This window comes from Ligilactobacillus murinus DSM 20452 = NBRC 14221, from assembly GCF_001591685.1.
GTDB classification, from domain to species: domain Bacteria; phylum Bacillota; class Bacilli; order Lactobacillales; family Lactobacillaceae; genus Ligilactobacillus; species Ligilactobacillus murinus.
In genome coordinates, this window is the sequence record NZ_BCVJ01000005.1 from 1 (window position 1) to 23,419 (window position 23,419).

22 protein-coding genes are annotated in these 23,419 nt (G+C 39.7%); 2 read left to right on the forward strand and 20 right to left on the reverse strand.

From position 1 onward, the window contains the following. Positions 1–129: 129 nt before the first annotated feature. The 13 genes from hslU to LMU01S_RS01975 all read right to left on the reverse strand — a co-directional run bounded on the left by hslU (position 130) and on the right by LMU01S_RS01975 (position 13,363). Positions 130–1,554 carry an ATP-dependent protease ATPase subunit HslU gene (gene hslU / locus LMU01S_RS01915; protein WP_056958380.1) on the reverse strand — a complete coding sequence of 475 codons (1,425 nt, stop codon included), beginning with the start codon at positions 1,552–1,554 and terminating at the stop codon, positions 130–132. 20 nt (positions 1,555–1,574) lie between these two features. Further along, positions 1,575–2,117 (reverse strand): ATP-dependent protease subunit HslV, encoded by a 543-nt coding sequence (gene hslV, locus LMU01S_RS01920; RefSeq protein ID WP_004047858.1) that lies wholly within the window; start codon positions 2,115–2,117, stop codon positions 1,575–1,577. 16 nt (positions 2,118–2,133) lie between these two features. Then, a complete protein-coding gene (gene xerC, locus LMU01S_RS01925) occupies positions 2,134–3,033 on the reverse strand; it encodes a tyrosine recombinase XerC (protein ID WP_056958382.1) in 900 nt (299 codons plus the stop codon). Between the two features lie 228 nt (positions 3,034–3,261). Then, positions 3,262–4,575: an FADH(2)-oxidizing methylenetetrahydrofolate--tRNA-(uracil(54)-C(5))-methyltransferase TrmFO gene (trmFO, locus tag LMU01S_RS01930; RefSeq protein ID WP_004047860.1), complete on the reverse strand. Its 1,314-nt coding sequence runs from the start codon at positions 4,573–4,575 to the stop codon at positions 3,262–3,264. A gap of 15 nt (positions 4,576–4,590) precedes the next feature. Continuing rightward, complete coding sequence (gene topA / locus LMU01S_RS01935; protein ID WP_056958384.1) at positions 4,591–6,705, reverse strand: type I DNA topoisomerase; 2,115 nt, start codon at positions 6,703–6,705, stop codon at positions 4,591–4,593. Positions 6,706–6,854: 149 nt separating this feature from the next. Then, entirely contained in the window at positions 6,855–7,715 is an 861-nt protein-coding gene (gene dprA, locus LMU01S_RS01940; protein ID WP_004047862.1) for a DNA-processing protein DprA, read from the reverse strand. Between the two features lie 42 nt (positions 7,716–7,757). Then, on the reverse strand, positions 7,758–8,522 hold the full coding sequence (gene rnhB, locus LMU01S_RS01945; RefSeq protein WP_004047863.1) for a ribonuclease HII: 765 nt from the start codon (positions 8,520–8,522) through the stop codon (positions 7,758–7,760). Positions 8,523–8,586: 64 nt separating this feature from the next. Beyond that, a complete protein-coding gene (gene ylqF, locus LMU01S_RS01950) occupies positions 8,587–9,441 on the reverse strand; it encodes a ribosome biogenesis GTPase YlqF (protein WP_004047864.1) in 855 nt (284 codons plus the stop codon). A 52-nt stretch (positions 9,442–9,493) separates the two neighbouring features. Then, complete coding sequence (lepB, locus tag LMU01S_RS01955) at positions 9,494–10,021, reverse strand: signal peptidase I (protein ID WP_004047865.1); 528 nt, start codon at positions 10,019–10,021, stop codon at positions 9,494–9,496. Positions 10,022–10,123: 102 nt separating this feature from the next. Then, positions 10,124–11,578, reverse strand: a complete 1,455-nt coding sequence (locus tag LMU01S_RS01960; RefSeq protein ID WP_056958385.1) for a S41 family peptidase — start codon at positions 11,576–11,578, stop codon at positions 10,124–10,126. Then, positions 11,579–11,800: a YozE family protein gene (locus LMU01S_RS01965; RefSeq protein WP_004047867.1), complete on the reverse strand. Its 222-nt coding sequence runs from the start codon at positions 11,798–11,800 to the stop codon at positions 11,579–11,581. It abuts the gene before it with no gap. A gap of 14 nt (positions 11,801–11,814) precedes the next feature. Further along, positions 11,815–12,417: a YpmS family protein gene (locus LMU01S_RS01970; RefSeq protein WP_004047868.1), complete on the reverse strand. Its 603-nt coding sequence runs from the start codon at positions 12,415–12,417 to the stop codon at positions 11,815–11,817. 1 nt (position 12,418) lies between these two features. Continuing rightward, positions 12,419–13,363 carry an SGNH/GDSL hydrolase family protein gene (locus tag LMU01S_RS01975; RefSeq protein WP_056958387.1) on the reverse strand — a complete coding sequence of 315 codons (945 nt, stop codon included), beginning with the start codon at positions 13,361–13,363 and terminating at the stop codon, positions 12,419–12,421. Between the two features lie 140 nt (positions 13,364–13,503). Between LMU01S_RS01975 and LMU01S_RS01980 the strand changes: the two genes are divergently transcribed. Continuing rightward, positions 13,504–14,106 (forward strand): hypothetical protein, encoded by a 603-nt coding sequence (locus tag LMU01S_RS01980; protein ID WP_056958389.1) that lies wholly within the window; start codon positions 13,504–13,506, stop codon positions 14,104–14,106. Between the two features lie 43 nt (positions 14,107–14,149). Here LMU01S_RS01980 and LMU01S_RS01985 read toward each other — a convergent pair whose 3' ends face one another. From LMU01S_RS01985 to LMU01S_RS02005, 5 genes are all read right to left on the reverse strand, one after another. Further along, positions 14,150–14,650, reverse strand: a complete 501-nt coding sequence (locus tag LMU01S_RS01985) for a dihydrofolate reductase (RefSeq protein WP_056958391.1) — start codon at positions 14,648–14,650, stop codon at positions 14,150–14,152. Positions 14,651–14,666: 16 nt separating this feature from the next. Further along, positions 14,667–15,623, reverse strand: coding sequence for a thymidylate synthase (locus tag LMU01S_RS01990; RefSeq protein WP_056958394.1), 957 nt, complete (start codon positions 15,621–15,623; stop codon positions 14,667–14,669). A gap of 48 nt (positions 15,624–15,671) precedes the next feature. Next, positions 15,672–17,552: an ABC-F family ATP-binding cassette domain-containing protein gene (locus tag LMU01S_RS01995; RefSeq protein WP_056958396.1), complete on the reverse strand. Its 1,881-nt coding sequence runs from the start codon at positions 17,550–17,552 to the stop codon at positions 15,672–15,674. Further along, positions 17,553–18,764 (reverse strand): CCA tRNA nucleotidyltransferase, encoded by a 1,212-nt coding sequence (locus LMU01S_RS02000; RefSeq protein ID WP_056958398.1) that lies wholly within the window; start codon positions 18,762–18,764, stop codon positions 17,553–17,555. A gap of 278 nt (positions 18,765–19,042) precedes the next feature. After that, positions 19,043–19,915 carry a YitT family protein gene (locus LMU01S_RS02005; RefSeq protein WP_056958400.1) on the reverse strand — a complete coding sequence of 291 codons (873 nt, stop codon included), beginning with the start codon at positions 19,913–19,915 and terminating at the stop codon, positions 19,043–19,045. Between the two features lie 213 nt (positions 19,916–20,128). On the opposite strand from LMU01S_RS02005, the gene LMU01S_RS02010 reads away from it, so the two are divergent. Next, complete coding sequence (locus tag LMU01S_RS02010) at positions 20,129–20,962, forward strand: site-specific integrase (RefSeq protein ID WP_056958402.1); 834 nt, start codon at positions 20,129–20,131, stop codon at positions 20,960–20,962. A gap of 36 nt (positions 20,963–20,998) precedes the next feature. On the opposite strand, the gene LMU01S_RS02015 is transcribed toward LMU01S_RS02010, so the two are convergent. Further along, entirely contained in the window at positions 20,999–22,258 is a 1,260-nt protein-coding gene (locus tag LMU01S_RS02015; RefSeq protein WP_056958404.1) for a tetratricopeptide repeat protein, read from the reverse strand. A gap of 82 nt (positions 22,259–22,340) precedes the next feature. Further along, a complete protein-coding gene (locus LMU01S_RS02020) occupies positions 22,341–23,417 on the reverse strand; it encodes an aspartate-semialdehyde dehydrogenase (RefSeq protein ID WP_004047888.1) in 1,077 nt (358 codons plus the stop codon). Positions 23,418–23,419 lie beyond the last annotated feature (2 nt).

Here is a 23,419-nt window from a genome sequence, read left to right on the forward strand (position 1 = left end):
ACCGCTTTATATGGAAATGCTGCTTTTTGCATCACTATCGAACTATATAAGGTGTGATTTGTTTTATCGTTCGGTAAACTCTCAAAATTCTCCGAGAAAACACTTTTGGATATTACAGAAACGTTCGGACTATAGGATGTATTGACTAAGATCTTTATCAGCCACGATCTTGCCTACTTTTTCTTCAACATAAGCTTCTGTGATCGTGATCTCACCCATTTGCATGTCTGGTCCTTCAAAGAGTAAGTCTTCAAGTAATTTCTCTAAGATCGTGTGTAACCGTCGTGCCCCGATATTATCAGTTTCATGGTTTACACGATAAGCGATCTCGGCGATTTTTTCGATCGCTTCGATCGTAAATGTGACCTTAATGTTATCAGTTCCAATGATCGCGATATATTGCTTGATCAATGCATTGTTAGGTTCAGTCAAGATCTTAACGAAATCATCTTTACTCAAGTCTTCTAATTCGACTCTGATCGGAAAACGCCCTTGTAATTCGGCGATCAGATCACTTGGTTTACTTTGAGCAAATGCACCTGAGGCAATAAACAAGATATGATCTGTCTTAATGATGCCGTACTTAGTTTTGATCTGCGAGCCTTCAACGATCGGTAAAATATCTCGTTGGACCCCTTCACGTGAAACTTCACCTGCATTTTGTTGAGATTTTGAAGTTATTTTATCGATCTCGTCGATAAAGATGATCCCGGTATTTTCTGCACGCTTGATCGCTGCATTAGCTGCATCAGCGGTATTCATCAATTTTTCTGATTCTTCACGTACAAATACTTCACGTGCTTCTTTAACTGGCAGCGTTCGTGTTACCATTCGCTTTGGTGCTAGTGAACCTAACGTATCCGATAGATCTAAGCCCATTTGGCCTAACATCCCATCGGCACCTTGGAATTTTTGAGCAGGGTCTTCCATTTGGATCGTAACTTCTTCGTTTTCAAGTAAGCCACGTTGAAGTTTTTCAGCTACACTAGAGCGTTCACGTCTAACATCTTCGGTTACATTTTCGTTTTCTTCAGCCCCTTGCATCCCAGGCATGTTTGGCATTTTTCCGCTTTGTAGATCACGCATGAACTGCATGAAATTTTCTTGTTCATTTTGACGTTTTTGCTGTTTTTGAGCTGGAACTAATAATTTTACTAAGCGCTTATCTGCTTTTTGCACAGCTTGACCTCTAACTTTTTTAAAGAGCTCATCTTGTTCCATCTTATAAGCAACTTCGACTAGATCACGCACCATGGATTCAACATCGCGTCCAACGTAACCCACTTCAGTAAATTTTGTTGCTTCAACTTTAATGAATGGTGCATCAACGATCTTAGCCAAACGCCGTGCGATCTCAGTCTTACCCACCCCAGTAGGTCCGATCATCATGAGATTTTTAGGGGTGATCTCTTCTTGCATATCTTCGGGTAGCTGCATTCGGCGGTAACGGTTACGTAAAGCGATCGAGATCGCTTTTTTAGCTTGGTCTTGACCAATAACGTAATTATCTAATTCAGCTACGATTTGTTTAGGTGTTTTTTCACTATGTTCCATAGAAATCTGTCACTCCTTGATTAAAGTTCTTCTACGATGATATTATGATTGGTAAAAATATCGATGTCGCCAGCGATCGAGATCGCATTTTGAGCGATCTGAGCTGCACTTAGATCTTTAGCATAAGCTGTCATCGCTTTGGCTGCTGCAAAGGCATAATTTCCACCAGAACCGATCGCTAAAATATCATCATCAGGTTCGATAACTTCACCTGATCCTGAAACTAATAGCAAGTTTTCTTTATCCATTACGATCAATAAGGCTTCAAGTTTTTGCAAAGCTTGATCGCTACGCCATTCTTGTGCCAATTCAACAGCTGCTCGTTGTAAGTTACCGCTATATTGATTGAGTTTTTTTTCAAATCTATCTTCTAAATTAAAAGCATCAGCGACACTTCCAGCAAAACCAACTACGACTTTATTATCATAGATCCGCCTAACTTTACGGGCAGAACCCTTCATGATGACTTTTTCGCCCATGGTAACTTGACCATCCCCGGCCATCGCAGTATGCCCATTGTGGCGTACAGCGCAGATCGTAGTTGCGTGAAATGAAACAGACATGTAAATTCCTCCTAAATTACGCTCGTGGAAAGAACTTTCGATAATCTCGTTGTAAGTGTTCCGGCGTAACGTGTGTATATATTTGTGTGGTCGATAAACTACTGTGGCCTAAAAGTTCTTGGACCGCCCGTAGATCTGCCCCATTACTCAATAAATGTGTGGCAAAAGTATGCCGTAACTCATGAGGATGGATCGTACTTGAAAGCGAACTTCGCTTAACGATCTGGTCTAAAACATAAGAGACCCCAGCAGCTGTCAAGGGATCACCATGATGGTTCACAAAAACATGATCATGTTCACGTTTGTATTTGGCCATCAGCGGCTTACGTGACTTTGCCAAATAATGTTTAAGTGAAGTATAACAGTATGACCCAAAAGGCACATACCGATCCTTGCGTCCCTTTCCGTGAAGAAGCATCGTTTTTAGTTCAAAGTCGATATCTTCAAGCTTGAGCCCCGTACATTCACTGACCCGCATCCCGGTTGAATAAAGGGTTTCGAGCAGGGCATTGTCACGTAAAGAAAGTTTGTCAGGACGCCTTGTTTCTTCAAATAAAAGCTCGAGTTCTTTTTCATAAAAGAACCGTGGCAAACGTCGTGGATCTTGTTTGATCTGTACATACGCAAAAGGATCTTTAGTCACATATCCATTGCGTAATAAAAAACGATAAAATGCTCGCAAACTTGAAACTTTACGGGAAATGCTACTCATTTTGAGATCTTTATCATAAAGTTCGCTCATAAAGACATGAACGTCAAAAGTCGTGATCTTCGCAAACGATTTAGGATGACCACTTTCAGCTAAAAAATGCTCAAATTCAGTGACATCTTCTAAATAAGCAGTGATCGTCTTAGGTGAATACTGTCGTTCGACTCGAAGATATTCTTTAAATTCTGTGATCCACTTTTTTTCCATTTGCTTGCTCCTTCACCTATCTAAAGCTATTTTCTAATATTGGTCAATATTAGTCAAGCTCCTAAATGCATATATGTCTAAAACTTTTAAACTTTCTTAAGGTTAGATGTTTGAGATATCTCGTGGTCTATGATCATGTATATCTTAAAGCGAAAATATGTTCGTGTAAAGCGATAAGCACACTAAAAAAACTCGTACATCTCACACGAGAAATACGAGTTTTACTTTTTAAATATCAGCTGTTGTTTTAAATTCTTCTAAAACAGTTAACGCACGCTGTGATAGAGCTAAATTACGTTCACGTTTTTCACGGATCCGCTTTTCTAAACGAGGGATGATCCCAAAATTTGCATTGATCGGTTGGAAATGCTTAGGGCTAGCATGAGTGATATAGTGAGCCATTGCTCCCATCATTGTTTCTTCTGGGAAAATGACTGGTTCTTTACCTTGAGCGATCAAGGCTGCATTGATACCCGCATAAAGGCCACTAGCTGCACTTTCAACATAGCCTTCAACACCTGTCATCTGACCGGCAAACAGTAAGTCAGAACGTTTTTTAGTTTGATATGTTGCATTTAAAAATTCTGGTGAGCGCAAGTAAGTATTACGATGCATCACACCATAACGGACAAATTGAGCATTTTCCAGCCCTGGGATCATTGAAAAGACCCGTTTTTGTTCGCCCCACTTGAGATGCGTCTGGAAACCAACTAAATTATATAAGTTACCAGCAGCATTGTCCTGCCGTAATTGAACGACTGCAAAGGGTTCCTTACCTGTTTTAGGGTCTTCTAAGCCAACTGGTTTTAAAGGCCCAAAGAGCATCGTCTTTTCACCACGTGAAGCCATTTGTTCGATCGGCATACATCCCTCAAAGAACTTTTGATCTTCAAAATCATGTAATTCAGCCATCTCAGCATTGATCAATTCATGATAAAAATTGTAAAATTCTTCTTCTGTCATTGGACAGTTGAGATAAGCCGCTTCGCCTTTATCGTAGCGTGATTTCAAATAGATCTTATCCATATCAAGGGATGATTTTTCAACGATCGGAGCAGCGGCATCATAGAAATATAGTCCTTCATCATCAGTTAGACGTTTGATCGCTTGCGCTAATGGATCAGAAGTCAATGGACCAGTTGCGATCACTGTTAACCCTTCTGGGATCGCGGTCAATTCTTCGCGGATGACTTCCACATTAGGATGGTTTGTCAATTTTTCTGTGATCGCACTAGAGAAAGTCTCACGGTCAACGGCTAGCGCTCCACCAGCGGGAACATTATGCGCATCAGCTGCCTCCATGATGATCGAATCTAAGCGCCGCATCTCTTCTTTTAACAACCCCGCACCATTTGTTAATTGATTTGCACGCAACGAATTAGTGCAGACCAATTCAGCAAAATTTTGTGTATGGTGGGCTGGGGTCTTTTTTTCAGGCCTCATTTCATAAAGTCGAACCTTGAGGCCACGTTTGGCGATCTGCCAAGCGGCTTCACTGCCGGCTAAACCGGCACCAATAACATTAATGCTAGTAGTTGTCATTATTTTACTCCTTAGTTATTTTTGAATGGCTTCTTCATAGTCACCATTTGGACATTTGACTTGTTGTCCTTTTTTAGTCTTTTTATAGACTAAATAGTGGTCACATTTAGGGCAATTTCTACCGACCGGCTTGTCCCAAGAAACAAATTCACAGTCTGGATACCGTGAACAGCCATAGAAAACGCGATTCTTCTTGGATTTACGTTCAACAACTTGTCCCTTGCCACAAACCGGGCATTTTACTCCGATCTGTTTGATGATCGCTTGTGTATTACGGCAATCTGGGAACCGGCTACAAGCGTAAAACTTGCCATAACGCCCCATTTTAATGACCATTGGGGCTCCACAGATCTCACAATTGAAACCAGCAGGTTCATCTTTGATCGTGACCTTCGCTAATTTTTCAGAAGCTTCTTTGACCTCATCAGAGAATGGTTGATAAAATTCATCAATAATAGAGACCCATTCTTGTTTACCTTCTTCGATCTCATCTAACTGACCTTCTAAATTAGCAGTAAAATCAACATTTAAGATATCAGGGAAGCATTCCTGGATCATCTTATCAACGATCTCACCCAATTCCGTTGGTTCGAATTTACGTGCAGCTAATTTAACGTAGTAGCGCTTTTGGATAACATTTAGTGTTGGCGCATATGTCGAAGGGCGCCCAACACCGTTTTCTTCGAGCGTTTTGATCAAACTAGCTTCAGTATAACGAGCTGGTGGCAAAGTGAAGTGTTGATTAGGTTGATTTTTGACCATCAAAACTTCATCGGCTTCTTTTAGATCTGGTAAGATATTATCTTTGCGCTTGGATTCAGCATAGACTTTAGTAAAACCATCAAATTTTAGTTTTGATCCATTCGCACGATAGGTCACACCATTTTGTGTTAGATCGACCCGCATCGTATCTACGATCGCTGGCGTCATCTGACTTGCCACAAACCGTGACCAGATCAAAGAATAGAGTTTCATTTGATCTTTAGTCAAATATTTCTCGATCGATTTAGGGGTCCGCATAACTGAAGAAGGACGGATCGCTTCATGGGCATCTTGTGCTCCTTCAGATAACTTAGTCTTACGTGGCTTTAAAGCGGCATACTCTTCGCCATATTCTTCATGGATAAATGTTGATGCTTCATGTTTAGCCACACTAGAGATCCGCGTGGAATCAGTCCGCATATATGTGATCAACCCAACGGCTCCACCACGCCCTAAACTGATCCCTTCATAGAGTTGTTGGGCTACCATCATCGTCTTTTGCGTCTTGAATTTCAATGTGTTGTTGGCAGTTTGTTGCAAAGTCGAAGTTGTAAATGGTGGCTGTGGCATCCGTTTACGTTCCTTTTTAGTGACACTTGAAACAGTAAATGGTTTCTTAGTGTCTAACTTAGCTAAAACATTTTGAACTTCTTCGTTGTTCTTTAGCTCAGCTTTCTTACCGTCTAGACCATAGAAGCTAGCATCGAATTTAGCTTTATCCTTTTTGAATTGGGCATCTAAAGTCCAATATTCTTCAGGTTTAAAAGCTTTGATCTCTTGTTCACGTTGAATGATCAAGTTTAAAGCGATCGATTGCACGCGACCGGCTGATAGTCCTTTTTTGATCTTAGCCCATAATAATGGTGAGATCGAGTAACCTACCAAACGATCAAGAACTCGCCTAGCTTGTTGGGCATCAACTAAATTCATATCGATCGCCCGGGGGTTTTTAAAAGCATTTTTAACAGCATCTTTAGTTATCTCATTGAACACGACTCGATTTTTGTCTTTTGGATCAAGTCCTAAAAGGTAAGATAGATGCCATGCGATCGCTTCTCCTTCACGGTCCGGATCGGCTGCAAGATAAACGTGAGCAGCTTTTTTAGCTTCTTTCCTTAGTTCTTTTATCACATCACCTTTACCGCGGATCGAAATATAATGTGGTTCGTAGTTATTTTCAACATCGACCCCCATCTTACTCTTAGGCAAGTCACGAATATGCCCTAAACTAGCCATAACTTTATAGCGTGAGCCTAAATATTTTTCGATCGTTTTAGCCTTGGAAGGTGATTCCACGATCACTAAATTCTTTTTTACTTTACGTTTTGTTTTCTTTTTGGTAGCAGTCCCAGTTGTAGACCTCGGCATACCAACAACTCCCTCATACTATAGTCTTGATTTAAAAATATCTGTTGACCCGATCAATTGACCAGTCACGAAATTCGATACTCATGTTATGCTATTTAAACTAACTTTGTCAAGCAGTTTGAACATTTATCAATCAATGTTTACCTTACCTAAATAAATTCTTCTAAGATATCGTTGCTATTTAAGACTGGTTTGGCACCTGCTGCGATCAATTCATTACATCCCGTCGAATAGATATCATTTATCCGTCCTGGTAAAGCTAAGACATTACGATTTTCTTGTAGTGCGAGATTGGCTGTGATCAGACTCCCACTGTGATGTCTTGCTTCAACAACTAACACTGTTTGACATAGCCCCGCAATGATCCGATTACGCAAGGGAAAATGATATTTCAACGGGCGACTTTCTAAAGGATATTCACTAAGTAACAGTCCCGCATGTGCGATCTGTGTTTGTAAAGCGCGATTGCAGCTGGGGTAACTGATATCTAGACCATTACCGATCACAGCGATCGTTTTACCGTGATGCTTTAAAGCCAATTGATGGGAGAGTCCATCGACACCCTTAGCTAAACCACTGACAAGGATAAGTTTTTGTTGGATCACGTTAGGTAATAATTGGGTCAAGGCTTGCAGTGCATATGAACTACATTGACGTGCCCCGACGACACCTAAGAGTTTTTTAGAATCCAGCAGTTCGAGATCTCCTTGATAAAACAAAACGACCGGTGGTGAATATATCTCTTGTAATTGTGATGGGTAGCGCTTATCTAAAATCGTCAAAAAATGGCTGACTTTTAGATTTTGCTGGATCTTTTGAGATAATTGCTTACTTTGTAGAGCATTCCACAGATCATTTTTTTGCGTTTGACCTAATTTTAAAAGTAAAAAGAGTTCATCTTTACTAGGACAACGCTCAAATGAAAGCATATAACGAACGACCCGTAATTCATTTTTAAGGTCTAGGTTACATAAATGTAGCTTCAACAAGAAAAATTCTAATTCGTTCATGAAAAACACCTCTCGCTATATAAATACGCAAAAGGTGGGGATCTATTTGCTTAAATATTTAACGACTGGTTCAAATGTCTTACGATGGATCGGGGTGACCCCTTTTTGAGCTAAGCCAGCCAAATGTTTAGGTGTCCCGTAGCCAGCATTATTTCCCAGATCATAGCCTGGATATACCGTATCATAAAACTTCATCAGGTGGTCACGGTTGACTTTAGCAACAATACTAGCGGCCGAGATCGAAGCTGATCTAGCATCACCTTTGATCAATTTTGTTTGCGGGATGTCAGTGTCGATCTGCATCGCATCGATCAAAATATGACCGGGTTTGATCGTTAAAGCTTCCAAGGCTTCTTTCATTGCGATCCGAGTTGCTTGATAGATATTGACTTCATCGATCAGCTCATTTTCTGCTATCCCAACGGCTACCGCAACAGCTTGTTCTAAAATCTTGTCATAAAGTTCCTCACGTTTTTTTTCAGATAACTGTTTTGAATCATTGACTTCAACTAATTGAAAATCATGTGGTAAGATCACTGCAGCTGTGACGACTGGACCAGCCAAAGGGCCGCGACCGACTTCATCGATCCCAGCGACATATTCAACACCGTTACTCCATAGTTGTTTTTCTAAACGTAAACGTTCTTTAAATTTGACTAACTTTTGTGCCTGTTTTTCTTTTTGTTTATAATACGTTTTTAAAGCAGTCTGAACGCCTTTACGTGGGTCGTCCTGCAATTTTTTTAATGTTTCAGCGCTAGGCTCAGCCTTTAATAGCGCCTTGATCTGTGCGATCGTGTGGCCCAAAATAAATTCCCCCAATTAATAAATTAAGAGGGGCGTGCTACTGCAGGTCCCTCTCGAATATGATCTAAACTTTAGCTGGATCTTTAGGAACGTCATCCAAAGTATAACGCCCTAATTTTCCCTTACGACAATCAAAGATCAAACGTTCACTTGCTCGCTCATAGTCATCTTTAAAACCTAATTTACGAGTTAGTTCTAGTAAAACTTCAACTGTCGGTAATTCCAAAAGTTCTTCGTCGATCTTATAGCGTTCGATCAAAGCTTGTGGATTTTTTGCACTAAATTCTTCGATCTCATATAAAGCAACATCATCTTTTGCGTATAAAGTATCCTTGATCGCACCCGTCAAAGCTAGTTTTTTACCCACGATCGGATCTTCGAACTTAGGCCACAAGATCCCCGGTGTATCTAATAATTGGAGATCTTTACCGGCTTTTAACCACTGCTGAGACTTGGTGACCCCAGGACGATTGCCCACTTGAGCAACATTTTTTTTGACCAAATGATTCAACAACGTAGATTTACCTACGTTAGGGATGCCGATGCACATGACTTTGATGCGTTGTGATAAGATCCCACGTGCTTTTTTATTGGCTAATTTTTCAGCTAAGACTTCTTTGATCTTCTTATCGATCACTTTTAATGAACCTTGAACACTATTGATCGCTACGGCAGGTTGCCCCATTTTTTCGTAGTATTCGATCCATTTACGTGTTTCTTTAGGATCAGCTAGATCCATTTTGGTCAGCACGATGATACTTGGCTTGTCTTGTAATAGATCCTTTAGCTGGGGATTACGTGATGATTCAGGTAGTCTTGCATCGACTAATTCTAAAACGACATCCACCAGTTTGAGGTTTTCTTTGACTTGACGTAAGGCTTTGGCCATGTGACCAGGGAACCATTGAATAATTGCCATGTTTTTGCATCCTTTCATAAAATTAAATCAGCTTTTGCTATTATACCATGCCTCATAGCACTTTAAAATGCCAGATAGGCCAATAAATGATCCAAGCTCGCCCTGAGATCTTCGTTTCATCGATCATCCCTAAAGTGCGCGAATCTTGACTGATCCGACGATTATCGCCCAATACAAAATATTTATGTGCTGGGACTTTAGTAGTGGTAAAAAAATCATCCAATGTAAAATCGGAGGTCTCACCCAAATTTGGATCTGTTAGGAATTTTTCTGGAACTTTCTTTTGATTTACGTAAAGCTGATTATTTTCATATTTGATCTCATCACCTGGTAAACCGATCACCCGCTTGATATAAGTTTCACCATTATTGAGCTTGAAAGTAATGATATCAAAGCGTTTGATCGTGCCATAATGTCGCACCAAGACTTCATCGTGATCGTGAAGTACTGGTAACATCGAATTACCATTGATCTCCAATGGTGTGACTAAAAAAAAGCGAACAAAGAGCGCTATCACAAGCGCTAAGCTGAAGGGACCACTCCATTTTTTGAGCTTTTGTTTATCTACATGCACTTTCATGATGATCTTTACGTCCCTTTCTGAAAAATACATCCATATTGTAACATAATTTTTGGAAAGATAAAAAACGGGCGTCTACTTTGAGACGTCCCGTTAAAAAACTTATTCACTTAATTTTTCGACAGCTTTTTGGTAGGCGTTGTCTGACTCAGTAACTTTTTGAGCAACTTTAGTTTCAATGCTTTCAACAGTCGCTTTATCGGCCGTGCCGTTAACGGTTAGGCCGTTATCTGTTTGATATTTTTCGATAGCTTGCTTAGTTTGTTCATTAAAGTAACCCGATTTTTCATCCAAGTCATAGCCTAAAAAGACCAGCATTTGTTGTAAATTCTTGATCTGCTTTGAATTTTGTCCCGCTTGATAGGCTTTAGTTGTATCGATCGCAGTCAAATAGGCAACATCAGGATAATCAGCTTTAACATCAGGTTTGATCCCTTTTTTATGGATCCAATTTCCATCTGGCGTCAACCATTTAGCGATCGTTAATTTTAATTCTGTCTTATCTTTGAATGGCAAGGTATTTTGAACCGTTCCTTTACCATATGATTTAGTTCCGATCAAAGTGACATTATTGCCCGATTGTTTGAGTGCTGCTGCAAAGATCTCTGAAGCACTAGCAGATCCACCATTGATCAAGACGATCGCCTTTTCTTTGACCTTGAAGCCATCATCCAGTTCATTACTTGCCTTATAGATCGTTGGTTTGCCATCACGACCAACAACTTGCAAGATCGGTTTGCCATTTTCAACAAACATTGAAGACATCGCTAAAGCTTGATCCATCAAACCGCCCGGATTATTACGCACATCAATGATAAAGGACTTAGCCCCTTTTTTGCGCAAACTTTGGACTGTTTGTTTAAATTCTTTAGCAGTATTTTCAGAAAATGAAGTTACTTGAATATAACCGATCTGTTTATTAGTAGCTAATTTGCCTTCAACGGTTTTAACAGGGATCTTAGCCCGAGTCAAAGTTTTCGTGAAAGTCGTTCCATTTCGCTCGATCGTGACAGAAACTTTAGTACCAACTTTACCACGCATCAATGAAACAGCTTTATTCAAGGAGTAATCCTTAGTTGATCTGCCATCGATCTTGACGATAACATCATTAGCCTTCAAACCAGCTTTAGCGGCTGGTGTCCCTGCGATCGGTGCCATGATCTTGATCTTTGAACCACTTTTTTGCACTTGGGCTCCGATCCCACCAAAACTCCCCGAGATCGAATCATTTAATTCTTGACTCTCAGTTTTATTCATGTATTCGGTAAAAGGATCACCTAAAGCCTCGACCATCCCATTTAAAGCACCATCAACCAGCTTTTGTTGGCTGACATCTTTATAGTAGTTATAGTAAAGAGCATTATAGACCGTGTTGATCTTGCCCATTGCTTGATTAGCTGACTCGAGCCCTTTTACTTGACGATCCATCAGCCAAAAAACACCACCACCACTGAGCAAGGCAACACACAACGCAACCAGCACGGTAGTCAATAAATTGTACTTTTTTTGTAAAAACACTCTTTTAAGTTTTCGTTTTTTTTGCTTCTCTTTTTCCACTTAAATTACCTCTTCCAAATATCCTTGCCAAGCTTCATCGAAAACGCTCATTGAAGGTAGATACGTCGCATTCAATTCAAGATAATGCGAGATCTCATGATAATCATCCGAATGTTTAGGAAAAGCTTGATCAAAGAATGCTGCATTGGCAAAATGACTGATCTCATCTATACCATTTGGATCACGTTTAGTCATCAAATAACGATAAAAACTTTCACGCATAAATCTACCTGCCTTTAATTAGTATTACTCAATGGGAAAGCGACTTTAAATTGCAGATCATCTTGTTTGAGATCAAATTTTTCACCTTGGATCTTGATCCCTTGTTTTTTGGTCAATTGATTTAGATCAAGGGTGATCGTTGCTTTGGAAGCGTTGATCTTAGCCCATTTACCAAGATCGTAATTATTTTTGATATAACCTAAGACAAAACTTGGTGGAGCATTCAAAGATCCGATCGCAACTGATTTAGTTTTTAGCACTAGATTTCCTGAATCGTCAAGCTGGGGCGTCGCATATAGCGTAAAAGAGACATCTTTGCCTAAGATCTTTGTCGTCCCCATCAAGATCGCAGATTTATCCAAGACGAAACGGTACTTGATCGCGCCTTTCTTTTGGTTTTGCTGCAGGTAATAATTGACCGCTGCACTTAATTGTTCTTTATTCAAAACAACATTGACATTGGCATATTGCCCTTGTTTTTGTGTCGTTTGCGTTGCGATCTGTTTTTGATCTGAGCTTGGAGTCGTTACTTGAAACCAAACAAAGACAATAAAGCCCAATACCAGCCCTAAAAGGATCGCAAACGCCCATTTCCAAGGATCGCTTTGTTTTTTCATCCTATTTTTCACCTTCTAACCATGTACTTTTATGTTTGAGCATCACTTGATATAGTCTAGCAGTGATGTAGCGGTAACCTTTATCATTAGGATGAAAATGATCTTCATCAGATAAATAGTCATTTTTCTCCTTATCATCGCTTAGAAGTTGCTCAAGTTTACTATCGGCAACTTCATTTAGATCAATCGTCGCATTTTTTTGCAGTGTTGCTTTCGATCTACCGTAATATTGGCCTTCAGATAGTTGCTTATTTACATCTACAAAATAGATCTTGGCTTCATTTGCGATAGTGTCTTTAGCAACTTCATTCCATTCATCGGTATATTGTTGCATTTGAGTCAAAGTTGGAAAATACACATAAAACGGATTGTAGACACTGATCAAAAAAATCGGTGCTGTCTTATTGTATTGGCGGACTGTCGTTAACAAGCTCTGAAGTTCAGTTGCATATTGTGCTTTTGCTTTAGGCATTGCATTACTGAGTTTATTTTCAGCTAAACTATTGAAGTTTTGTTGAAGAACTTTCATCAGATCGTTTCCGCCGACCGTCATTGTGATCACATCAGCTTTTTTAAGATCTGACTGGAGCTGTTTTGAAGCAAGCACACGCTGTTTTATCTGATCGCTACGATCGCCAGTCTTGCCATAATTGTGTGTAGTTACCGTTAGAGCTTGTTTTTGTTCGAGCTTAGTCTTGATCAAGCCAACATAACCACCTTTATCCGTGGTATCACCCACACCAAAAGTCAAAGAATCGCCTAAAGCAGTCAATGTCAAGGTCGGTTTAACCTTTTTGGTAGTAGCTCGTTCTACTTTAGCGGTAACTTTTTTGACTGGGTCCAACTCTTGTTTTTGTGGTAATACAAGCTGTAAAATCAAATAAAAAACAGCAGCTACTCCAACGATACAACCAACAAACGCCGCTATTTTTTTGATTGCTTTCAAAAAATATCCCCCTTTAATTAGTCTTGACTTTATTGTAAGCTAAATGCACTTTAATTTAAATACTTATCTCATGTAAGTTGTACTTGCTGGTATGTTACAATGTAATTGATCAAAATTTTTTATCAGAAAGGTCGATCTATTTGCCTAAATATAATAACAAAAACCTGATCGCCAGTTCGATCATCACAGGGATCGCTCTACTAGGCTCTGTCTTTTTAACGATCATTACGCTTCTAGCCGGACATCCCAAAACAGCTTTCATTGTTGCACTTTCACTTATTTTGGGCACAGTTAGCCTTTATTTATTGCTAAAGATCATTACTTTAGCTCTTTATAATACTAAAGCTCACCGCCCTTTAGACACGATAACCCGAAGCCTAGGCGCTTTGATGCTTATGACACTCCTTTACCCCCTTTGCTTTGGGGTGAAATTTTTTGCAGCTGGCTGGGTCGCTTTTGGACTCGTGACTGCTTGGGCTGTTTTAACATTGCTCTATGAATGTGTTTTTTATCTAAAATACTGGCAGTGGGTCTACGCCGTTAGCTTGGTCGTTTGGCTGGTTTGTTTGATCTTGGTATTTACGGGTAAGATCTTTACACCGCTTTTTATTATCGCCATCGTCTTGGGGATCTTTTCCTATTGGTGGAATAAAGCCCAGCCTGATCTGCTTTGGCTTTCATGCATTGCAGAAACATTGATGATCTGGACTTGGCTTTTAGGTCTAATACAATTGATCTACTAGTAATAATTAAAACGGGGATGTCGTAACAAAACATCCCCGTTTTTTATTTACGTTCATAGATATAGAAGGTATGTGGATAATGATTTTTTTCATCGACCACACCTTCTTTTTGAAAGATCGCTCTAAATTTTGAATAGTCTAGCTCCGGCATGAGCGTATCCCCCTTAAATTCAGAAGCGATCTTAGTTACATATAACCGCTCAACTTCTTCTTGTAAACTATTGAACAATGAAGCTCCACCGATCACAAAAACTTCCTCAGACTGCTGTGATAACCAAGCCTTCAACTCAGATAGATCTGAAAAAATCGTCAAACGTTCGGTTGCTTTTGCTTCTTTTTTTAGTTCTTCACTATGAGTCAAGACGATATGTTGGCGTTTAGGTAATAATCCTGGAAAGCTAGCAAAAGTTTTGCGTCCCATCACGATCGGGTGACCGATAGTTTGCTTTTTAAAAAAAGCTAGATCAGCTGGTAGGTGCCAAGGTAACTTCCCCTTGTATCCGATATGATGTGCCTTATCTTCAGCCCAAATAAATGAGATCATTTTTTTACCCCTTTTCTTATACAGCTACGGGAGCTTTGATAGCTCCAAAAGATTCATAGCCTTCTAATTTGATATCATCCATTTCAAATGACAAAACATCTTTTTTAGCTGGATTCAACCATAACTTAGGTGCAGCTTTAGGCGTACGAGTTAATTGTTCTTTGACTTGCTCGAGATGGTTAGAATAGATATGCGCATCGCCTAAAGTGTGGATAAATTCGCCTACCTCTAAGCCTGTCTCATGTGCGATCAGATGCGTCAGCAAAGCATAACTGGCAATATTGAACGGCACACCTAAAAAGACATCACCACTTCGTTGATAAAGCTGGCAACTCAGCTTATTATCATTGACATAAAATTGAAATAACGTATGGCATGGTGGTAAAGCACTGAAAGGTACATCTTCAGGATTCCAAGCCGAGACGATCATTCGCCTAGAATTGGGATCAGTTTTGATCGTCTCGATCACCTCTTTGATCTGATCGATCGTTTCACCTGTACGTGTTTTCCAATGACGCCATTGGGCACCATAGACGTCACCTAAATTGCCATATTTCGCTGCAAATTCATCATCATTAACGATCCGGTCGCAAAATTGCTTCTTTTGTGCTCGATATACTTCTTTGAATGCTGGATCTTTTTGAGCTCGCAAACCAAAATCAGTCATATCTGGTCCAGTGTATTCATCACTTTCGATCCAATTTTTGAAGGCCCATTCATCCCAAATATGATTATTGTGTTGCAATAAGTATTGAATATTGGTATCACCTTTCAAAAACCAGAGCAACTCACTTTTAATCAAGCCAAAAGGAACTTTTTTAGTTGTCAATAAAGGAAAACCTTGGCTTAGATCAAAGCGCATTTGATAACCAAATAAACTGGTCGTCCCTGTTTTAGTTCGATCACCTTTTTGATGACCTTTTTCTAAAATATCTCGAATCAATTGTAAATACGGTTCTTCAAGTGCAGTCATTTTCTTCCTCCGATGCAATTATTTGGGATAGATCATTATATCATTTTACTAGACATATTGCCCTAATTCTTCCCACCGCGCCATCTTTTGTTCACTTTGCGCGTTTAGGTCGTCGATCTCTTGTTGCAAACTGGCGAGCTTAGGATAGTCTGATCCATCCACTTCTCCCATTTGCGTCTGTAATTGTTCTAGCTTTTCATCCAACATTTCGATCTCTTGTTCTAATTTATCAAATTCAAGTTGCTCAGCATAAGTCAATTTCGTTTTTTCCTTTGGTTTGACTGCTTTGACAACTGGCTTTTCTTTGACAACTTTTTTGGCAGGACGTTTATCTAGCTCTTTTTTTAGATAATCTGTGAAAAGACCATAATGTCGTGTTATTTTAGCATTACCTTCAAAGATCAAAAGCAAATCGGCTACTTTATCTAAGAAATAACGGTCATGGGAAACTGTGATCACCGTTCCTTGGAATTGATCAAGATAATCTTCCAATACCGTCAATGTACCGATATCTAAATCGTTTGTCGGTTCGTCTAAGATCAAGACATTTGGCTGCATCATCAGTAGTTTTAACAGATATAAGCGCCGTTTTTCACCCCCTGAAAGTTTTTTGATCAATGTACCATGCATTGATCTTGGAAAGAGAAACTGCTCCAGTAATTGTGTTGTGCTAACATGTTCACCATCTTTATTGACGATCGTTTGGGCAACATCATTTAGATAACTGATAACTCGTTTATCTTCAGGGATGCCTTCAGTTTTTTGTTGGTAATAAGCGATCTTGACTGTCTCACCTGTGATCAACTCACCACTGTCTAAAGCTAGCTTTCCAGCTAAAACATTCAATAAACTTGACTTACCAGCCCCATTGATCCCCGTGATCCCGATCCGATCACCGGCTTGGATCAACAGATCAAAGTCTTTTAAGATCGTATGCTCATCTAAGTTCAATGAAGCATGTTTTAGTTCTAAAACTTTTTTACCTAAGCGTTGTTGTCCTAGGTTGATATCGACTTTGCCATCAACTTGAACTTTGTTGAGATTTCCTTTTAATTCATTAAAGCTATTGATCCGAGCTTGCTGTTTAGTCGTTCGTGCCTTAGCTCCAGTACGCATCCAAGCTAATTCTTTTTTATAGAGCTGTTGTTGCTTATGTTCAGCAGTTAATTCACGCTCAACACGTTTTGCCTTTTGATCAACAAAATCTTGATAATTTCCAGTATAAAAATATAATTTACCAAATGATAGTTCAACGATCTGATTAGCGATCTGGTCTAGGAAATAACGATCGTGGGTCACGACTAAAAGCGCGCCCTTATACGAAGCTAAATAATTTTCTAACCAAGCGATCGAATCAAAATCCAAGTGGTTTGTCGGTTCATCTAGGATCAATAGGTCTGGTTCTTGGATCAAAACTTGGGCTAAGCCGACTCGCTTGACCTGACCACCAGAAAGTGTCTTGATCTTTTGATGCCAATCGTTGATGTGTAACTGTGTTAAGATCGTCTTGATATCACTATCAGCACTCCAAGCATCTTCTTGATTCATCTTAGCTTCAGCCTCATCGTAGCGTTTTTGGAGCTTTTCGTTTTCTGGATCATTACTGTAGGCAGTCAATGCTTGTTCATAATGTTTGATCGTCTGAAAAACGGGAGCTGCACCATCAAAAACAGCTTCCATGATCGTTTTTTCTGGATCCAATTCCGGTTGTTGCTTTAGATAACTGATCCGATAATTGTTAGGCGCGATCAATTCACCAGAATCAGCGGGATCAAAACCACTGATCGCATTCAAAAAAGTTGTCTTCCCCGAACCATTAGTCCCGATCAAGCCGATCCGGTCATGTTCATTGATGATAAAACTTGCATCTTGAAACAATGTTTTATCGCCATAGGTCTTAGTTAAATTTTCAATTCGAAGTGTTTGCATCTAATTCAATTCCTTACTTAATTTTTCAGCTTGAGCTAATAAAACTGTTTTATCGTTGGCTAGTTCACCTAACACAACTTTTTGTTCGAGCGTATTCAAGATCTTTCCTAAGCCTGGTCCCGGTTTTAGTCCCAGTGTATGGAGGAGATCTTTACCATTCAAAGCTAACTGTGCCTTATCTTTGATCGGTAATGCTGTATAAGTCTGTAAAAGTTTAGCACCTGTTAAAGGTAACTGTAGAATATCTAATAGATGACTTGCTGCTTTAGTTGCGCGTTCTTTAGCATGATAACAGACCAAAGGATCAAGATCAGATGTAGCTTGCTCAAGGATCGACAAGACATTTTGAACTTCTGTGCTGATCTCATTTGAAGTTTTCCAAGCTTTGAGAAAACTACGCACTTGTTTAGGCGTAAGCTCAAAGACATAGGCCAATAACGCCCAACACTCTAATTCATCGGCTAGTTTTAATTGTGGTAATTTTGCAATTTTACGTAAAGCTTGCTCACGCGTAGCAAATTGTGGGCAGTATTTATATAGTTTTGTTTCTAAAAAAGCGTCTAAGCCTTGGACTACATTTTTACCTAGTAGTAATTTGATCCATTCGACTTGGATCCGTTCAACTGCGATTTTTTCAAGTAAATGTGCATTGGCTTTGATCGCTTGTAAAGTTTGAGGCTCGATCTTAAAATCCAGCTGACTAGCAAAGCGCACTGTCCGCATCATGCGTAAAGCATCTTCAAAGAAACGTTCAGTCGGATCACCCACGGCACGGATCGTCTTATTTTCCAAGTCATCTAAACCAGAAAACGTATCGATCACAGTTCCATCAGGTGCTAAAGCTAAAGCATTGATCGTTAAGTCACGTCGCTTGAGATCTTCTTTTAAAGAACGGACAAACTCGACTTTGTCAGGTCGCCGAAAATCTTGATAGCCACTTTCTGTCCGAAAAGTCGTGATTTCGTAACCTTCACCATGGTCTAACACCATAACAGTTCCATGTTCGATCCCAGTATCAACTGTCCGCTCAAAGATCGCTTTTATCTCGGCCGGATATGCACTAGTTGCAATATCAACATCGTGGATCGGCAAGCCTAGGATCGTATCCCGGACACTTCCTCCCACAAAATAAGCTTCAAAGCCAGCAGCTCTTATCTGTTGTAACAACGGTAAAGCTACCATAAATTCTTGAGGTATTTTTTCTACTTGCATAATCTATATCCAACCTATTCTAAATATATAGTCAGTATTATTATAGCTGTCTCAATTCAGCGTTACAATTAAAAGTATCTAACAAAAAAGCACTCAACTTTTGCTGAATGCTAAGGTAAATTATTTTAATTTTATGATATATTCTTTTTTTGCGGGCGTTACTTAGGCCAGTAAAATTCTTCTAGATCATAATGTTTTTCACCTGTTAAGTTAAACTCCGTACTCGTACATGAAAATCTACAAATATTTTGGGCTCACTTAGAACGAACATACTCAGCTCAGAGGATTTTTTTCTTGGGCCGATTATACGTAAACCCTTCACCTAATGCTTCTGTCACATCTAAAACTGAGATAAATGCTTTAGGATCATGATGTTCTGCGATCCGCTTGATAGCCGTCAATTCACTAGGGCTGACGACACAGTAGATCGCTTTAAAGTCTTGATTGGAAAAAGCGCCTTGTCCAGCTAAATAACTAACACCTCGATCAAGATCTTGGATGATCGATTTTGCGATCTCATCTGGAAAACGTGAAATAATGACAACTCCTCGCGCTGCATACGCTCCACCTTGGATAAAATTAACTAGTTGTGAAAAAACATATGAAGCAAGCAAAGTGTACATCATTTGACGTAGATCTAAATAGCTCAGTGATAACGTCAAAACGACAGCATCTAACGCAAGTAGTGTTTTTCCCATCTGGATCCCTTTTTCTTTTTCCAAGATCCGAGCTACGACATCGGTCCCACCTGTGGTCCCCCCGAATTTATAAACGATCCCAGAACCAACACCCCCAAAGATCCCAGCTAAGATACCGGCAATAAAGAGATCATTATGAATATTTATTGGAATATAAAATCTTTGCCAAAACCAGATCCAAAATGACAGCGCTAATGTTCCATAAACGGTATAAACTAAAGCTTTTTTCCCTAAATAACGATAGCCAATGATGATCAAGGGAATATTGATCAAGATCGTTGATAACGCTGGATCGATATGTAACCAATAACGAATGATCAACGTGATCCCTGTGACTCCACCTTCAGCTAAATGATTGGCTATATTGACAGAGACCAGCCCCAAACCATAAAAAGCACACCCTAAACTTATCATGATAAGATCTATTATACTTAAACGTTCATTTGATACCATGCAAACACACCCTTTCCTGTTTTATAATAGCATAAGTTAGTTGCTAATGCGTGATCGTGCGAAAAATGTTTTGTGGACTGCGCCGGTTTTTGGCGCAGTCTTTTATTTTTTTCTCTAAGTTAAAGTAACATTTTATTTTTTTAATAACTTGTGCTGAGCTGGTTTTTTTGCTATTGTTAAAGTAACAAATTATTATTATTGAGGTGATCGAAGATGGCGCAATTTCCTTATGAAGACAGATTTCGGCATTATTTAGAATATGATCGGGTACTTGAAAAAAATACTTGTGATGATCTTTGTCGTGATGTCGCTGATCTCTTTAACTACCTAAGAAATTTCAATAGTCTTTACCGCACAGATCCAGACCTGTCTAACCTGACTGAAAGCGATATCCGTGATTATTTAAATATGCTACAAGTCAAACGTGAGATCAAAAACACGACTTACAATAAATATCTGACACACCTTAATGTCTATTTTACTTTTCTCTTCAATGAACGGCTTTCAACTAGTCTACCGACCCTGCCATTGAAGGGATTAAAACGCTCTAAAAATGATTTGGTACCTGTAAATTGGCAAGAAGAATTGTCGCTATTACTGGAAAACAATGACTTATCATATTATACGCGCGCAACTTTATTATTCATCTCACACTACTATACGATCACTGAGATCTTACAAAGTGGCTTTTATCAAATATTAGACACGGAAAACTTTGCGCCAAACGAACAGCACTTCTTAGCCTGCTTTAAAGAATATCTTGTTCCTTTGCAAACTAAACAACACAGTCAAGATCTTTTCTTAAAACAGCGGATCGATCTAGTCGAACCACGACTGACTTTACCTGGCTTACATAAATATCTCAAAGCCGATCAACCTAAATGCTTCTTACCTCTGATTCCTCGTAAGCTCTACCAAGCTGCGATTTTCAATGCTTTATTGACAAAACAACACTTAACTGAGCAGCAACTTAGTGACAAATTGCACCTTGATGGGACTTCACTCAACTATTATCGGCAAGAACTGATCCGATACGAACTTCAATAATAAAAAGCGCTCGATCTCGAGCGCTTTTTATTACTATCAATACTGTAATTCATCTAATAGATCTTCGACTTCATAATCGGTCGGAACTTGCATGAGATAAGCTTTAGCCGCTGCACTAGCCTCAACACGGCGACCTGCGTTTCTAAAGAAGAAAGCCGCATCTCTTAAAAATTCGGCATTATCATCTAAATAACAATCAGCCGTTTCGTAATTAGGCAAAGCTTGTTCATAATCATCCAAGTTGGCATACGAACGCCCTAGATTCCAATAGATCTGTGGATCAACTTCATCTTTAGCTAAATAATCTTTCAAGAGTGCAATATTTTCTTGATCTTGTTGTGTAGCCAATAATTGATTACTCAACTCTAAAACTAATGTCAAATTACTTGGATCTAGTGCTAGAGCTTCTTTTAAGTAATCAGTTGCTTCCTTGTTTTTGCCTAATTTAGCAGCTAACTGACTGGCTTTTTGATATAATGCTTCGTTAAATTCATCCACGGCTAGACCTTCTTGGGCCGTGATCAAAGCTTGACCAAATTGACCAGCTTGCTCGTAGAGATCAGCTAGATAGGGATAGACCGTCACATAATCTGGTGTACGTTTGCGCAACTTCTCAAAGTTAGCTGTAGCAGCTTCAAGATTGCCTAATTCACGTTGGGTAAAAGCTAATTGGAACAACGTATCATTATCGAGTTGTTCTTCTGGGATCTGTTCTAAATAGCCTAAAGCTGTCTCAAACTTGCCATAGCCTGCATAAGAAAGACCCAAACGAGCCACTAAATTGACCCGAGAAAACTCCAAGATCCCTTGTTTTAATAAAGAACGATAAAATTGAGCTGCTTTACGATATTCTTTAATGTTAAAGTATAACTCGGCTAAAGCAAATTCGATCACGGGTTCATCCGGTGCTAATTGATAAGCCGTTAGCAATTTTTGTTCACTGACATCAAAAGCCCCTTGAGTCTGGTAGAGATCAGCACTAACTAAAAGTGCTTCCAAGTAAGCATTAGATTTTGGAGTGATCTGAGACAAGATCGCTAAGGCTTGATCATCATTGCCTTCACCGATCTGGATCTCGGCTAAAGCGGTCTTTAAGCTATCTTCATTGGGGTAGCGTTTGACCAAAGTTTCGTATGCTTTAGCAGCCATCTCAGAAAAGCCCAATGAATACAGCTCTTCGGCCAAACTGTATAGCATATCATCTTCGTCTCTAGTCAACGCAAGCTCTAAAGTTTCATTTGCTTTTAAAAAATCTCCCTGCGCCAAATGATCCAGTGTTTCTTCCGAATAAGTCATGTGGTTACCACCCTTACTTAATAACTTCTAGCTACCATCATAACATAAAAAAGTTGCTAAATTAATAACAACTTCTTTGGTACTATCCTAAATATGGCTCAGTTGGAACATGTACAAGATCATTTTCAACTAAGCGCTCAGCGATCTGAACCGTATTCCAAGCAGCGCCTTTCAACAAATTATCTGACACGATCCACATGTTGAAACTCCCGGGATTTTCCTTATCAGCACGGATCCTCCCCACAAAAGTCTCACGTTTACCTTCAGCTGTCAGTGGCTGTGGATATTCTTGGTGGGCCGGATCATCTTGTAAAACTACTCCGGGTGCAGTTTGAAGCGTTTCTTTAAGCTGTTCAACAGTCAAAGTCGTATCTGTAGTCTTAAAGTAGACTGATTCACCGTGTCCGATCACGACTGGGACCCGAACACAAGTCGCGGTCACTTTGAGTTTTGGATCATTCATGTCGCCTTGCATGATCTTTTTTGTTTCATGGATCATCTTCCATTCTTCATGGGAATAACCATCGTCTTCAAAGACATCGATCTGGGGCAAAAGATTAAAAGCCAGCGGATAATGCTTCTTATCACCCTTGACTGGAAAGATCTTACCTTCCATTTTTTCCCCATTCAAATAGTCTTTAGCTTCTGAAAGCATTTCGTCTAAAGCGGTTTGGCCTGCTCCTGAAGCTGCTTGATAAGTCGAAACGATGATCTGTTCTAAGCCAAATTTTTGACGGATCGGTTCTAAAGCGACCATCATTTGGATCGTTGAACAATTAGGATTCGCTACGATCCCACGGTGCTCAAATAATGCTTGTTCATTGACTTCTGGAACGACTAGTGGTACTTCTGGTTCCATCCGAAAAGCACTCGTATTATCGACACACACCGCTCCACGCTTAACTGCTTCAGGGAGTAATCTCTTAGAAACAGCCCCACCAGCTGAGGCTAAAACTAGATCAACACCTTCAAATACCTCTGGTGTTGCCTCTTCGATCGTGATCGCTTGACCCTTAAAATTGAGCTGCTTACCCGCAGAACGCTTAGAAGCAAGCAATTTTACCTTCTTGACTGGGATCGTTGACTGTTCTAACTGTTCGATCAACCGTGAACCAACTGCACCAGTAGCACCTAAAATAGCAACCGTATATTCTCTCATTT

Bases quoted from the DNA above. Each gene is read 5' to 3' on its own strand.
- hslU (WP_056958380.1), bottom strand. From the start codon at position 1,554: ATGGAACATAGTGAAAAAACACCTAAACAAATCGTAGCTGAATTAGAT.
- hslV (WP_004047858.1), bottom strand. From the start codon at position 2,117: ATGTCTGTTTCATTTCACGCAACTACGATCTGCGCTGTACGCCACAAT.
- xerC (WP_056958382.1), bottom strand. From the start codon at position 3,033: ATGGAAAAAAAGTGGATCACAGAATTTAAAGAATATCTTCGAGTCGAA.
- trmFO (WP_004047860.1), bottom strand. From the start codon at position 4,575: ATGACAACTACTAGCATTAATGTTATTGGTGCCGGTTTAGCCGGCAGT.
- topA (WP_056958384.1), bottom strand. From the start codon at position 6,705: ATGCCGAGGTCTACAACTGGGACTGCTACCAAAAAGAAAACAAAACGT.
- dprA (WP_004047862.1), bottom strand. From the start codon at position 7,715: ATGAACGAATTAGAATTTTTCTTGTTGAAGCTACATTTATGTAACCTA.
- ylqF (WP_004047864.1), bottom strand. From the start codon at position 9,441: ATGGCAATTATTCAATGGTTCCCTGGTCACATGGCCAAAGCCTTACGT.
- lepB (WP_004047865.1), bottom strand. From the start codon at position 10,021: ATGAAAGTGCATGTAGATAAACAAAAGCTCAAAAAATGGAGTGGTCCC.
- LMU01S_RS01965 (WP_004047867.1), bottom strand. From the start codon at position 11,800: ATGCGTGAAAGTTTTTATCGTTATTTGATGACTAAACGTGATCCAAAT.
- LMU01S_RS01970 (WP_004047868.1), bottom strand. From the start codon at position 12,417: ATGAAAAAACAAAGCGATCCTTGGAAATGGGCGTTTGCGATCCTTTTA.
- LMU01S_RS01985 (WP_056958391.1), bottom strand. From the start codon at position 14,650: ATGATCTCATTTATTTGGGCTGAAGATAAGGCACATCATATCGGATAC.
- LMU01S_RS01990 (WP_056958394.1), bottom strand. From the start codon at position 15,623: ATGACTGCACTTGAAGAACCGTATTTACAATTGATTCGAGATATTTTA.
- LMU01S_RS01995 (WP_056958396.1), bottom strand. From the start codon at position 17,552: ATGCAAACACTTCGAATTGAAAATTTAACTAAGACCTATGGCGATAAA.
- LMU01S_RS02000 (WP_056958398.1), bottom strand. From the start codon at position 18,764: ATGCAAGTAGAAAAAATACCTCAAGAATTTATGGTAGCTTTACCGTTG.
- LMU01S_RS02005 (WP_056958400.1), bottom strand. From the start codon at position 19,915: ATGGTATCAAATGAACGTTTAAGTATAATAGATCTTATCATGATAAGT.
- LMU01S_RS02010 (WP_056958402.1), top strand. From the start codon at position 20,129: ATGGCGCAATTTCCTTATGAAGACAGATTTCGGCATTATTTAGAATAT.
- LMU01S_RS02015 (WP_056958404.1), bottom strand. From the start codon at position 22,258: ATGACTTATTCGGAAGAAACACTGGATCATTTGGCGCAGGGAGATTTT.
- LMU01S_RS02020 (WP_004047888.1), bottom strand. From the start codon at position 23,417: ATGAGAGAATATACGGTTGCTATTTTAGGTGCTACTGGTGCAGTTGGT.